Consider the following 12,952-nt stretch of genomic DNA (forward strand, 5'->3'; position numbering starts at 1 on the left):
GCCGTGCCCGCCACCGCCCATCGCGGACGAGGCATGCCGCCCCGGGAGCGCCCCGTACTACCACGGCACCATCCGGGTCCTCCCCTGGTCGGATCTTTGCCGCACTCGGCGGGTGAAGCCGTATATCCCCCCGTACCGTCGGATGCATGACGCACATCGACGCGGGCACCGAACTCGACCCTGTGCATCCCCGGCCCATACCCGGCCCCGCGCCGAGGGCGGCGGGCCTCAGCTCGGCCGAGGTCGCCGAGCGGGTGGCGCGAGGCGAGGTCAACGACGTACCCGTGCGCAGCAGTCGTTCCACGGCCGACATCGTCCGGGCGAACGTCTTCACCCGGTTCAACGCGATCATCGGCGTGCTCTGGCTGGTCATGATGTTCGTCGCGCCGTTCCAGGACAGCCTGTTCGGCTATGTGATCCTCGCGAACACCGGGATCGGCATCATCCAGGAGCTGCGCGCGAAGAAGACCCTGGACTCGCTCGCGGTGATCGGCGAGGCGCGGCCGACCGTCCGGCGGGACGGGGCCGCCGCCGAGGTCGGCACCTCCGAGATCGTGCTCGGGGACCTGATCGAGATCGGTCCGGGCGACAAGATCGTCGTGGACGGCGAGTGCGCCGAGACCGACGGCCTGGAGATCGACGAGTCACTGCTGACCGGTGAGGCCGACCCGGTCGTCAAGCAGCCCGGCGACCAGGTCATGTCGGGCAGCTTCGTGGTGGCGGGCGGCGGTGCGTTCACCGCGACGAAGGTGGGGCGCGAGGCGTACGCGGCGCAGCTCGCCGAGGAGGCGAGCCGCTTCACTCTCGTCCACTCCGAGCTGCGGAGCGGTATCTCCACCATCCTCAAGTACGTGACGTGGATGCTGGTCCCGGCCGCCGTCGGCCTGGCCATCACCCAACTCGTCAGCAAGGACAACGACTTCAAGGACTCGATCGCGCGTGCCGTCGGCGGCATCGTGCCCATGGTCCCGGAGGGCCTGGTCCTGCTCACCTCGGTGGCCTTCGCGATCGGCGTCATCAGACTCGGCCGGAAACAGTGCCTCGTGCAGGAACTTCCGGCCATCGAGGGCCTCGCCCGCGTCGACACGGTCTGCCTCGACAAGACGGGCACGCTCACCGAGGGCGGCATGGACGTCACCGCGCTGCGGCCCCTGGACGGCGGCGACGAGTCGTACCTGCGGAAGGTGCTGGGCGCCTTCGGCGCGTCCGACCCCCGGCCGAACGCCTCGCTCCAGGCGATCATCGACGCCTACCCGGACAGCGAGGGCTGGCGCTGCGTCGGGGCGCTGCCCTTCTCCTCCGCGCGCAAGTACAGCGGGGCGTCCTTCGACGAGGGCGACGACGGATCGAGTACGTGGCTGCTGGGCGCCCCGGACGTGCTGCTGCCCGCCGAGGATCCCGCGCTGGCCGAGACCGAGCACCTCAACGAGCAGGGGCTGCGGGTCCTGTTGCTCGCCCGGGCCGACCGGGACCTCGACGACCCACAGGTGCAGGAGGGCGCGCTGCCGACCGCGCTCGTCGTACTGGAGCAGCGGCTGCGTCCCGACGCGGCGGACACGCTGCGGTACTTCGCGGAGCAGGACGTACGGGCCAAGGTGATCTCCGGCGACAACGCCGTCTCGGTCGGCGCCGTCGCCGCCAAGCTCGGGCTGCCCGGCGCCTCCGCCACGGTCGACGCGCGCCGGCTCCCCGCCGGGCAGGAGGAGATGGCCAAGGCCCTGGACGAGGGCGCGGTGTTCGGGCGGGTCACCCCGCAGCAGAAGCGCGACATGGTGGGAGCGCTCCAGTCGAACGGTCACACGGTGGCGATGACCGGCGACGGTGTGAACGACGTGCTCGCCCTGAAGGACGCCGACATCGGCGTGGCGATGGGCTCGGGGTCGGAGGCCACCCGGGCGGTCGCCCAGATCGTGCTGCTCAACAACAGCTTCGCGACGCTGCCCTCGGTGGTCGCGGAGGGGCGCCGGGTCATCGGGAACATCACGCGCGTCGCGACGCTGTTCCTGGTGAAGACGGTGTACTCGGTGCTGCTGGCCGTGCTGGTGGTGTGCTGGCAGGTGGAGTACCCGTTCCTGCCGCGGCACCTGACACTGCTGTCGACGCTGACGATCGGCGTGCCGGCGTTCTTCCTGGCGCTCGCGCCCAACAAGGAGCGGGCACGGCCGCACTTCGTACGGCGGGTGATGCGGTACTCGATTCCGGGCGGGGTCGTCGCGGCCGTCGCCACCTTCAGCACGTATCTGATCGCCCGTCACCACTACACCGGTGAGGGGGCGTTGGACGCGGAGACGAGTGCCGCGACGCTGACGCTGTTCCTGGTGTCCATGTGGGTGCTGGCGATCGTCGCCCGGCCGTACACGTGGTGGCGGGTGGGTCTGGTGGCCGCGATGGGGCTCGGGTTCCTGATCGTGCTCGTGGTGCCGTGGCTGCAGGAGTTCTTCGCGCTGAAGCTGGTGGGGACGACGATGCCGTGGACCGCCGTCGGCATCGCGGTGGCCGGGGCGGCCGTCCTGGAGCTCGCGTGGAGGCTGGTCGACCGGAGGTTCCCCGCGTAGGGCTTCGCCGGGGAGGGGCGCCGACGGCCGTGTGCCAGGTGCGGCCCGGTGGGGGCTTGTCGCGCAGTTCCCCGCGCCCGTTTTCAGGGGCGCGGGGAACTGCGCGACAAGCCACACACGACCCGCACACGCCGACGGCCCCACACCCACCCGGGCATGGGGCCGTCGGTCGACGGAGAAGTCGGAGAAGTCCGAGAAGACCGAGAAACTAGTTCACGTCGACGAAGTCACCCGCGGCCTTGACCGCCGGAGTCGTCGTCGTACCCGCGAAGTTGTAGCGGAAGTAGCCGTCGGTGGCAGCCTTGACGGTCGTCTTCAGCGCACCGGCGGAGCCCGAGGTGACGGACTTGACGTCCACGTAGGTCGTCGTGCCCTTCTTCTTGAACTGCAGCTTCACCGACTGGGCGGTGTAGCCGGCGTACTTGTTCGTGTCCCAGTTGGCGCGGGTCAGGGCACCGGTGACCGTGATGGTCTTGCCCTTCTTCACGGGCTCCGGGGAGGCGTTGACCGTCAGCTTGGAGTAGCGCTGGACATTGGGGCTGGCGAAGCCGCCCTGGTCGGCCAGACCCACCTTGGTGATGTCGAAGTCGCTGCTGGCCGGGTCCTCGCCGTTGTAGGCGATGGCCAGTGCGCCTGCCTTCCAGGCGCCGGCGTCGGTGTTCGACAGCTCGCCCTCACCGGGGTAGATGTCGATGTCACCCGCGCAGGTGGCGGTCGTCGCCGAGACGGGGGTGCAGGTGGCCGGCAGGATACCGAAGAGGATGTTGTCCGGCGTGTCGAACGAGCCCTTGTAGATGTAGGCACCGGTGACGAAGTCGTCGGCCGTGATGTCGACGTCCGCGCCGTGCGTGAGCGTGAACGTCGTCGGGACGGCGACGTGCTTGCTGGTGCCGACGGGGATGGCCTTGCCGTTGTTCACCTTCACGTCGGAGAAGGTGACGTCCAGCGCGTACGGGTCGTCGGCCGCGGCGGAGGCGCGGAACGCGGCCTTGCCGGAAGCGTCCGCGGACGCGGCGGCGTGGAACTTCGCGGCGTCCGAGCGGTAGGACGCCGAACCGTCGGCCTGCGCGGCCGGAACGGCGAAGGCGGAGAGAGCCAGGGCGCCGGAGACGGCAGCCACGGTGGCACGTATACGCATGCATTCCCCTGATGGAGAAAGGGACCCCGACGGCAGTTCTTCACGTTGGGGCCCGAGTGATCGGGGAGTCTGTTGACTCGGATGATCAGATGCGTGTCAGGGGTGAATGGTTGTACGTGTGGTGAATCTTTTGCACACGCGTGACCAAGGTCATCGGCATTCACCCCCGGACCCGGACGAACCGGGCCCGGGTGAACCGGGCCCGGCCGAACCGGATCGCGCCGAGCTCAGTCGAACCAGCGGTCCCGCGCCAGTTCGTCCGTCCTGGACGAGTCCTCCAGCAGGGCGGCGACCTCGAAGCGGCGGGGCCACTGGCCGGCCGCCCAGGCCAGACCGGCGGCGACGCCCTCCAGGGTGGCGGCGTGCAGTACGCCGTCGCGGGTGCGGCGCCAGTCGAGTTCGGTGCCGTCGACGAAGAGTTCCTCGTGCTCGACGTAGGTCGCGGGGGTCGACGGGCCCAGCAGGACCCGTACGGATTCCGGTACTTCGTGCTCGGAGCCCTCGCTCGTCACCTCGCCGGTGACGGACTCGCTCAGCCGCCGGACCTGGAACAGCTCGGCCAGGTCGGCGGCCCGCGACGGCCGTACGGGCAGCAGGGGCGTGCCGCCGGTGAAGGGCAGCAGGTCGGGCGAGTCCACGACCACGGCGTCGGCCGCGTCCACGACCCGCACCTGCCCGTCCACGACGGCCCGCAGCTCGTCGGGCAGGGTGACCTGGTCGGGGTCGAGGTCGGCCAACGCGCAGTACAGGGCGTGCAACTGGGTCGCCGAGACCTCCCGGTCGGGGTCGGCGAGCCGGTCGAGGAGTTCGGCACCGCCGCCGGGCTCGGCGAGCAGGGCGCTCACGGACGTGCGGACGCCCAGCGCCCGCAGGACCTGCTCGTCGTCGAATCCGGTGGCGTCGACGGCGTCGTACAGGCCGTGCAGGAGCGGGTCGCCGCCCTCGGCGCGCAGACCGGCCGGGCGGCGGCCGTCGAGGACCGGGTGCCCGCGCAGCCACCAGGCGGTGTACGGCCGGACGATCTCGTGCGTCCCGTCCGGCAGCAGGACCCGGACCGGCTGGGTGATGGCGTCCCGCAGCGGGGGGCGGGAGAGCAGGGCCAGGGCCTCGGGCCAGCGGTCGTCGTCCACGAGGTCGAGATCCCGTACGGCGACGAGTTCCGTGGCGACCGGCGGCACGGGTGAGTCCGGCAGCCGGTCGAGGACGTCCTCGCACCAGACGTCCACGGCGTCGAGGAGTCCCGCGTCGTCGGGTTCGGCGAAGTCCCCTTCCCGCGGCTCCAGTTCGTCGGGATCCAGGACGACGTCCGTGGCGCGTACGAGGGTGAAGTTCGCCAGGACGCCACAGGCCGCGAGCGGCTGCTCTCCCCAGCGTTCGGCCAACTCGCCGTCCACCGAAGCGAGTTCGTCCTCCCGCATCACGCGGGCGAAGGGGCTGCCGGGCAGGACGAGTTCGCCGGCCGGGACGAGTTCGCCCTCCTCGTCGGGGAGTGCGAGGGCGCCGAGCCAGGATTCGTCGCCGGGTTCGAGAGCGGCGTCGCGGACCAGGGCGAGGACGGTGTCGGCCAGTTCCTCGGCGTCGGGGATGTCGTCGTCCCAGCCGCCGCGGTCGTCGTCGAGGGAGGCGGCGACGGCCGCGCGGACCTGCGGTGTGGTCAGGACGGCCCGGGGGGTGGCGGGCAGGGCGCCCAGCTTCTCCAGGAGCGGATGGACGGCGTCCGGGTGGGCGACCTTGAGGCCGAGCCGGGCGAGGGCGTCAGGCGCGGCCTGGGCCCCCTCCGCGGTGGGCAGCAGGACCTGCCGGGGCCCGATCGTCGTACGTCCGTCGGCGAGAGGAACAGGCAGTCCGGACAGCCGGTCCGGGTCGACGCCGGCGAGGCTGTCGTACAGGCGCCGCCACCACTCGGGGGCCTTCTCCAGGCCCGCGAGCCGGTCGACGGCCTCGGTCAGCGGCACGCGCGCCACGCCCAGCGTGCGCAGCTCCGCACGCCGTTCGAGCCCGGCGGGCAGCAGGCTGGGCAGCACCTCGGCGAGGACCCGTACGGTCTCGGCTCCGGCGCCCTCCACCACCTCGGCGTCGCGGGGGCGCAGGGCCTCGGGGAGGTCGGGGTCGTCGCCCGGCTCGACCGCCGGCGGCAGGAACGCGGCCCGCGGCAGCCGGTCGAGGATCGCCAGGCGCAGGGCCCCGTCCAGCTCGCCCTTGCCGAGCGGGCCCGGCACCAGGCCGATGATTCCGGTGGTCACGGGCCGCCAGGCGGTCAGCAGTTCGACGTACGCGTCCGCCGCGCGCTGCACGAGGAAGTCGGTGAGCGGTCCGGGAGCGGCATGGCGGCGGGTGGTGTCGAGTGGCAGCGAGGCGATCAGCAGCGCGGGCACGCCGAGGGGTTCGTCGCTGGGGGTGGGCGCGTGCACGACGGGGCCGGTGCGGGGGCGCCCGGGGGTGCCGTCGTCGTCGACGGGGACGGCCCAGGTGACCGACCAGTGGGGGCGCAGCCGCTCCTCGACGGGCCGGTCGGCGAGCAGCGCGGGTTCCAGGGAGCCGTGGGCGGAGACGGTGCGCCAGTGCGTCGTGCCGTCCCGTGAGTCCTCGACGGCCACGCCGCCCTCGTCGTCGGCGCGGCGCCTGATCGTCCGTACGCCGCCGTCGCCGGTCTCGACGACGACCTCTTCGAGGCCGGGCAGGGCGAGCAGCAGGGCGTCGTCGATCCCGTCGAGCAGCCGCTCCGCGAGAGCCTGGGCGGCCTGGTCCCTCAGCGGCAGGACCACGACGCTGTCGTACGGGGCCGGCGCGGCGCCCTCGGCCGCGAACGGCAGCCGCAGCAGCGGCACATGACCGTCGCGGCGGCGCAGCTCGTCCCCGAGCCCGGGGCTGTTGCGGGCGGTGCCGACGGCGAGGTCGCGGGCCTCGGCGAGGGACCAGCGGACACCGCCGTGCCGGCCCAGCAGGGCGGGTTCGTCGGTCACGGCGAGGACGGCCGCGAAGCCGACGCCGAAGCGGCCGACCGCGCTGTCGCTGTCGTCCCGCTTGGCGGAGGCACGCAGGGTGGAGAGGGACTCGACGCCGGTCGCGTCCAGGGGGGCGCCGGTGTTGGCGGCGGCGAGGACGCCGTCGCGGAGGGTGAGCCGCAGGCGTCCCGGGACGCCCGCGCGGGACGCGGCGTCGGCGGCGTTCTGCGCGAGCTCGACGACCAGCCGGTCCCGGTATCCGCCGAGGACGAGGTCCTCTTCGGAGTTGGCGTCCTCACGGAACCGCGCCGGGCTCGTCGCCCAGGCGTCCAGCACCCCGCGTCGCAGCCGTGCCGTCCCGAACGGATCCGCGCCCTCGGCAGCCGGCCCCACGAAGTTGCTCACGGTTCACTCTCCATCTCACGTCGTACGGCCGCGCACGGTGGCCCGGTCGCCGCAAGAAGGTACCGCGCGTGTCCCTTGGCAGGGGGCCAGGGTTCGGGGTGCCCCACCGAGATACGGGCGCGGGCCGGCGGTGGCTGAGCGCGCAGTTCCCCGCGCCCCTGAAAAGACGGCCGCTGCGGCCCCGGCTTCTTCTAGGGGCGCGGGGAACTGCGCGACAAGCCACACACAACCCGCACATCACAGCCTGACCCAGCCGATCCCAGCCCAGCCGGCGGCAGCCAAGCGGCAGCCTAACTGTGGCCGAATTCCGCCGTGGACTCGTCCGGCCCCACCGGGACCGACCCCGAGTCGGCCGCCGGCCGCAGGGGGAACGGGTCGACCCGGGTCTCGTCGACGACCGGCGGCGCGGGCCGCAGCGGCTTCGGCATCACCGCGGCCTCGGAGTGACCGCCGCAGCCGTACGACAGCGAGACCACGCGGCCGTCCGCGGGCGAGAACTCATTCGCACACAAACCGAACGCCTGCCCGAGGGATCCGCCGACGGGGTTCAGGAAGCCGCAGCTGACACAGGTGGCGGGCGCCGCCTGCGCCATCGCCGTCTTGGCCCCGTACGACTCCTCCCACCGGTCGGCCGCGACGTGCAGCCCGTACCGCGACAGCACCCGCGCCCGCCGCATGCCGAGTTCCTCGGCGACGGAGGCGATCGACCCGCGGGAGGGCACCAGCGGCAGCGCGGCCGGTGTCCCGGGCACGACCTCGGCGTCCTCCGCCTCGGCCAGCTCGGCCATCTCCTCGGAGATCGGCGCGTTCGGAGCGGGCTCGTCCTCGCCGGAGTACCCGGGCTCCAGGCGCAGATCCTCCGCGTCCGTGGGCAGCAGGTCACCCGGGCCCATGTCGCCGGGCCGGAGCCGCTCGCTCCACGGCACCCACTCGGGCGCGAGGAGGGCGTCGGAGCCGGGCAGCAGCACGGTCTCGTCCAGGGTGACGGTCTTCGCCCGTGAGGCCCGGGCCACGGTCACGGCCCAGCGCCACCCGCGGTAGCCCATCTCCTTGCATTCGAAGAAGTGCGTGACGACGCGGTCCCCTTCGCTGACCATTCCCGCGTGCTCCCCGACGACGCCGGGAGCGGCGGCCTCCTCGGCGGCTGCCCGGGCGAGGTCCACGGCCTCGGCACACAGACGGTCGGGGGTTCGGCTTCGCGTTGTCGCGCTCACAGGTATCGCTTCTCTCCTACGCCGTCTCACGAGTGCGCCGTCCCTCGACGGGGGTGCGGACGGAGCGGACCAGTGGGCCGCGTCGACGTCCGCGCCCGATCGCACTCGGGCGCGCCTACGCCATCCATTCTGCGGGATGACCGAGAGGCGCGCGGCCGAGAACAACCGCCGCGGGCGCGCTACGCACGCTACCGCCTTGTCGGCCCTGGGCCTACACCGGCGTTGCCTTCGCCGCTTCGCGGCGACCCCGGCCGGGCGTCCTCCGGGCCCGCCCGGCGTCCGTTCCACAGCGTCCACTCAGCCTCTATACGCGCGGTAACCACGCTACATCCGCCGTTCTCGGGGCACTATTGCGGAGTGGCAGCAGCAAGGTCGCCCCAAGGCGCCACCGGGATCGGTGGGGCCGGGGCGGGAAGTACAGGCGGAGCGGGCCCGGTGCGCGGGGCCCTCCGTTCCGTCGGGCGTGCCCTGCACCTGCCGTTCACCGGTACGGCGAAGGGCATCAGAAAAGCGACACACGCGCACGGCGCGGGCGAGTCGGGCCTCGGAAAGCTGATCGAACTGCACGGGGTGAACGGCGCCGGCGACATGATGATCACCGTCGCGCTCGCCTCGACGGTGTTCTTCTCGGTCCCGACGGACGAGGCACGCGGCCGCGTGGCGCTCTACCTGGCGATCACCATGGCTCCGTTCACGCTGCTCGCCCCGGTCATCGGCCCCCTCCTGGACCGCCTCCCGCACGGCCGCCGCGCCGCGATGGCGGGCGCGTTCATGGCCCGCGCGTTCATGGCCCTGCTGCTGTCGGGCGCGGTCGTCACGGGCAGCATCGAGCTCTATCCGGCGGCCCTCGGCGTCCTGGTGGCGTCGAAGGCGTACGGCGTGGTCAGAAGCGCCGTGGTGCCCCGGCTGCTGCCACCGTCGTTCTCCCTGGTCAAGGCGAACTCACGGGTCACGCTGGGCGGCCTGCTGGCGACGGGCGTGGCGGCCCCGATCGGAGCGGGGCTCCAGGCCCTCGGCCCGCGCTATCCGCTCTACGGCGCCTTCCTGCTCTTCGTGGCGGGTACGTTCCTGTCGTTCTCGCTGCCGCGCAAGGTCGACTCGGCGAAGGGCGAGGACAAGGCCCTGCTCGCCGCGGACGAGCAGCACCTGCACGGGCCGCACCTGAAGCAGCCCAAGCGCCCGGGCCTGCGGACGGTCGGTACGGGGGTCACGCACGCGCTCGCCGCGAACGCCGCGCTGCGCGGTCTCTCCGGGTTCCTGATCTTCTTCCTGGCGTTCCTGCTGCGGGAGCACCCACTGGCGGGCGCGAGCGCGGCCGTCTCGCTGACCATCGTGGGCGTCTCGGCGGGCGCGGGCAACGCGCTGGGCACGGCGGTCGGGGCGGCGCTGAGATCCCGGGCGCCGGAGCTGATCATCGTCACGGTCGTCGCGGTGGTGCTCGCGGTGGCGATCACGGCCGCGGTGTTCTTCGGAGTGATCCTGGTGGCGGTCCTCGCCGCGTTCGCCGGGTTCGCCCAGGCGCTGTCCAAGCTGTCGCTCGACGCGCTGATCCAGCGGGACGTGCCGGAGCTGGTGCGGACGTCGGCGTTCGCGCGCTCGGAGACGCTGCTGCAGATGGCCTGGGTGGTCGGCGGGGCGATCGGCATCGCGCTGCCGCTCAACGGCACGCTCGGCATGGCCGTGGCCTCCGCGATCGTCGCGGCCGGCTGGCTCACCACGGTCCACGGGCTGCTGAGCGCGGCCCGGCACGGCGGACGGCAGCACGCGCGCGTGGCGTGAACCGTCCGGGGGCCGCCGGGGCCGATGTGCCGGACCGCGGCACGCCGCGTACCCCACCCACATAGCCGGGCCACCGGACCCGCCCGATAACCTTCGCCCATGAGCTCCCAGCGTCCCCTTGCGCGCCGTCGCCGCGCCGTCGCCGCCGCCGGCGCCGTTTCCGCCGGACTTCTCGTCCTGTCCGCCTGTGACAAGCCGACGCCGATGGCCACCGTCACGGTCGGCGGCCACTCGGTCAGCACCGAGGCCGAGTGCTACAAGGACGGCAAGGACATCGGCAAGGCGGAAGCCACCAAGTGCGTCCTCAAGAAGGCCTCCGACACGATCAGCGTCCCGCAGGGCGAGACGCTGCGGATCGGTGTCGACCCCGAGATCGCCGACGAGGGCTGGGCCCTGTGGCTCAACGGGCAGCAGGTCACCTCCCCGTTCAAGAAGACGTACTACGCCTTCGAGGGCGTCGACCTCTTCGCCGAGCAGCAGGGCCAGGAAGCCCCGAAGACGATCTACATCAGCGTCGTCCAGCAGAACAAGGCCGGTACGCAGGTCAAGGGTGTCTGGAACTTCAAGCTCAAGAACGCGGACGCCTGAGCCGCCCGGTCCGCCCGTGCCGCCGCTCACGCGTGTCCTCGTAGCCACCGCGGTCGCCGTCGAACGGGACGCGGTGGCCGCGGCGTTCGCACCCCCGGCGCGGGAGCACACGCTTCCGGGGGCGACCCTGAGCAGGGTGACCGTCCCGGCGGACCGCTCCCCGGTGGGCGATCCCGCTCTCGCCGGTTCCCCGCCCGCCGCTGATCCCCACGCCGGTTCCGCCGTCTTCGATCTCCTCGCCGCGGGCGTGGGTCCGGCGGCCGCCGCCGCGTCGACCGCCGCCGCGCTCACCGCCGCCGCGCTGGCCGGTGAGCCGTACGACCTGGTCGTCTCGGCAGGCATCGGCGGCGGGTTCCCGCCCGACGCGCCCGTCGGATCGCTCGTCCTGGCCGACGAGATCACCGCCGCGGACCTGGGCGCCGAGACCGCCGACGGATTCGTCCCGGTCACCGAACTGGGGTTCGGAGCAGTCACCCACCGGCCGCCGGAATCACTCGTACGAGAGGTCGCTGCCGTCACCGGGGCGCGTTCCGGGGCAGTTCTGACGGTCAACACCGTCACCGGAAGCGCGGAGCGGGCCGCGGAGCTGCGCCGGCGCCACCCGGGGGCGCTCGCCGAGGCCATGGAGGGCTTCGGTGTCGCGGAGGCGGCCGCCGCGCACGGCGTGCCCGTCCTGGAGATCCGTGCCGTGTCCAATCCCGTCGGCCCCCGGGACCGCACCGCCTGGCGGATCGGCGAGGCCCTCGCGGCACTGACCGCGGCGTTCGGGAAGCTCCCGCCCGTATTGGAGAGTTGGAACGGACATGAGCGCACTCAATGAGACCGACAGCGGCGCCGAGCCGCTGCGGATCGCCTACTCGCCCTGCCCGAACGACACCTTCGTGTTCGACGCCTGGGCCCACGGCCGGATCCCGGGAGCACCCGCGCTGGACGTGACCTTCGCGGACATCGACCTCACCAACGGCATGGCCGAACGCGGCGAGCTCGACGTCCTGAAGGTGTCGTACGCCGTCCTGCCGTACGTCCTGGACGAGTGGGCGCTGCTGCCCTGCGGGGGCGCGCTCGGGCGGGGCTGCGGGCCGCTGGTCCTCACCCGGGAGCCCGGTGCGGACCTCACCGGCCGCACGGTCGCGGTACCGAGCGAGCGGTCGACGGCGTACCTGCTGTTTTGTCTGTGGGCCGCGGACGTCGTGCCCGGCGGGGTCGGCGAGATCGTGGTGCTGCCGTTCCACGAGATCATGCCCGCCGTGCGGGACGGCAAGGTGGACGCCGGGCTCGTCATCCACGAGGCCCGCTTCACGTACCAGAACTACGGGCTGCACAAGCTCGCGGACATGGGCGAGCACTGGGAGCAGTCGACGGGGCTGCCGATCCCGCTGGGCGCGATCATCGCCAGGCGGTCGCTGGGCGAGGCCACGCTGCGGCTGCTCGCCGAGAGCGCGCGGGCGTCCGTGCGGGCGGCCTGGGACGATCCCGAGGCGTCCCGGCCGTATGTGATGGAGCACGCCCAGGAGATGGACGAGTCGGTGGCGAACCAGCACATCGGGCTGTACGTCAACGAGTTCACCGCCGGCCTCGGCGAGGACGGGTACGCGGCGGTCCGCGGCCTGCTCACCCGGGCCGCGGCGGAAGGACTGGTGCCGGCTCTCGCGCCGGGGGCGCTGGAGTTTCCCGCGTAGGGGGTGCGATGGGGGTCGTTCGCGGAGTGCGGCCCGGTGAGGGCTGCTCGCGCACTTCCGCGCGCCCCCGGAAAAAGACTGAGCCCTGCGCCCTTGAAGGGACGCAGGGCTCGGTCTTTTGCCGACTAGACGTCCAGTTGGTCCGCGACCGCGCGGAGCAGGCCCGCGATCTTCGCGCCGGAGGCCTTGTCGGGGTAGCGGCCCCTCTCCAGCATGGGCGTGATGTTTTCGAGGAGGGTCGTCAAGTCCTGGACGATGGACGCTAGTTCGTCCGGCTTGCGGCGCTGGGCCGCCGCGACGGAGGGCGTGGGGTCCAGAATCGTCACCGAAAGCGCCTGGTCACCGCGCTGCCCGGCGACCACACCGAACTCCACACGCTGACCCGGTTTGAGAACATCGACTCCGGCGGGCAGGACCGAGGAATGGACGAAGACGTCGCCGCCGTCGTCGCGGGAGAGAAAGCCGAAGCCCTTCTCGCTGTTGAACCACTTGACCTTGCCAGTCGGCAAAGCACACGCTCCCTCGATCGGTCCCGGACGGGGCCGGACGCTAGTCAGAATGCCGCTGAACAGCCTACCGAGGCTCTCCCCAACGACACACAGGCTTAATCACGCCCGGAAACAGGACTGAGCCCCGCCCGGTGAGGACA

At 72.5% G+C, this 12,952-nt stretch carries 9 protein-coding genes; 5 read left to right on the forward strand and 4 right to left on the reverse strand.

Annotated features, from left to right (window positions below):
- Positions 1–146: 146 nt before the first annotated feature.
- On the forward strand, positions 147–2,555 hold the full coding sequence (locus tag O1Q96_RS42025; RefSeq protein WP_269253098.1) for an HAD-IC family P-type ATPase: 2,409 nt from the start codon (positions 147–149) through the stop codon (positions 2,553–2,555).
- Positions 2,556–2,763: 208 nt separating this feature from the next.
- Here O1Q96_RS42025 and O1Q96_RS42030 read toward each other — a convergent pair whose 3' ends face one another.
- From O1Q96_RS42030 to O1Q96_RS42040, 3 genes are all read right to left on the reverse strand, one after another.
- Positions 2,764–3,693 carry a hypothetical protein gene (locus tag O1Q96_RS42030; RefSeq protein WP_269253099.1) on the reverse strand — a complete coding sequence of 310 codons (930 nt, stop codon included), beginning with the start codon at positions 3,691–3,693 and terminating at the stop codon, positions 2,764–2,766.
- Between the two features lie 227 nt (positions 3,694–3,920).
- Positions 3,921–7,043 carry a sacsin N-terminal ATP-binding-like domain-containing protein gene (locus tag O1Q96_RS42035; protein WP_269253100.1) on the reverse strand — a complete coding sequence of 1,041 codons (3,123 nt, stop codon included), beginning with the start codon at positions 7,041–7,043 and terminating at the stop codon, positions 3,921–3,923.
- Between the two features lie 290 nt (positions 7,044–7,333).
- A complete protein-coding gene (locus O1Q96_RS42040; protein WP_269253101.1) occupies positions 7,334–8,257 on the reverse strand; it encodes a DUF3027 domain-containing protein in 924 nt (307 codons plus the stop codon).
- Between the two features lie 357 nt (positions 8,258–8,614).
- On the opposite strand from O1Q96_RS42040, the gene O1Q96_RS42045 reads away from it, so the two are divergent.
- The 4 genes from O1Q96_RS42045 to O1Q96_RS42060 all read left to right on the forward strand — a co-directional run bounded on the left by O1Q96_RS42045 (position 8,615) and on the right by O1Q96_RS42060 (position 12,303).
- Entirely contained in the window at positions 8,615–10,036 is a 1,422-nt protein-coding gene (locus tag O1Q96_RS42045) for an MFS transporter (RefSeq protein WP_269253102.1), read from the forward strand.
- 99 nt (positions 10,037–10,135) lie between these two features.
- Positions 10,136–10,624, forward strand: a complete 489-nt coding sequence (locus tag O1Q96_RS42050) for a hypothetical protein (RefSeq protein ID WP_269253103.1) — start codon at positions 10,136–10,138, stop codon at positions 10,622–10,624.
- Positions 10,625–10,640: 16 nt separating this feature from the next.
- A complete protein-coding gene (locus O1Q96_RS42055; RefSeq protein WP_269253104.1) occupies positions 10,641–11,444 on the forward strand; it encodes a futalosine hydrolase in 804 nt (267 codons plus the stop codon).
- Positions 11,428–12,303 carry a 1,4-dihydroxy-6-naphtoate synthase gene (locus tag O1Q96_RS42060; RefSeq protein ID WP_269253105.1) on the forward strand — a complete coding sequence of 292 codons (876 nt, stop codon included), beginning with the start codon at positions 11,428–11,430 and terminating at the stop codon, positions 12,301–12,303. The genes O1Q96_RS42055 and O1Q96_RS42060 overlap by 17 nt, the downstream gene beginning before the upstream one ends.
- Positions 12,304–12,428: 125 nt before the next feature.
- On the opposite strand, the gene O1Q96_RS42065 is transcribed toward O1Q96_RS42060, so the two are convergent.
- A complete protein-coding gene (locus O1Q96_RS42065) occupies positions 12,429–12,812 on the reverse strand; it encodes a cold-shock protein (protein ID WP_055610283.1) in 384 nt (127 codons plus the stop codon).
- Positions 12,813–12,952: the final 140 nt, after the last annotated feature.

Origin of the sequence: Streptomyces aurantiacus, assembly GCF_027107535.1 — a bacterium.
Classification (GTDB): domain Bacteria; phylum Actinomycetota; class Actinomycetes; order Streptomycetales; family Streptomycetaceae; genus Streptomyces.

What these genes read in the sequence shown, in the direction of transcription:
- O1Q96_RS42050 (WP_269253103.1), top strand. Translation starts at nt 10,136, where the DNA reads ATGAGCTCCCAGCGTCCCCTTGCGCGCCGTCGCCGCGCCGTCGCCGCC.
- O1Q96_RS42025 (WP_269253098.1), top strand. Translation starts at nt 147, where the DNA reads ATGACGCACATCGACGCGGGCACCGAACTCGACCCTGTGCATCCCCGG.
- O1Q96_RS42030 (WP_269253099.1), bottom strand. Translation starts at nt 3,693, where the DNA reads ATGCGTATACGTGCCACCGTGGCTGCCGTCTCCGGCGCCCTGGCTCTC.
- O1Q96_RS42060 (WP_269253105.1), top strand. Translation starts at nt 11,428, where the DNA reads ATGAGCGCACTCAATGAGACCGACAGCGGCGCCGAGCCGCTGCGGATC.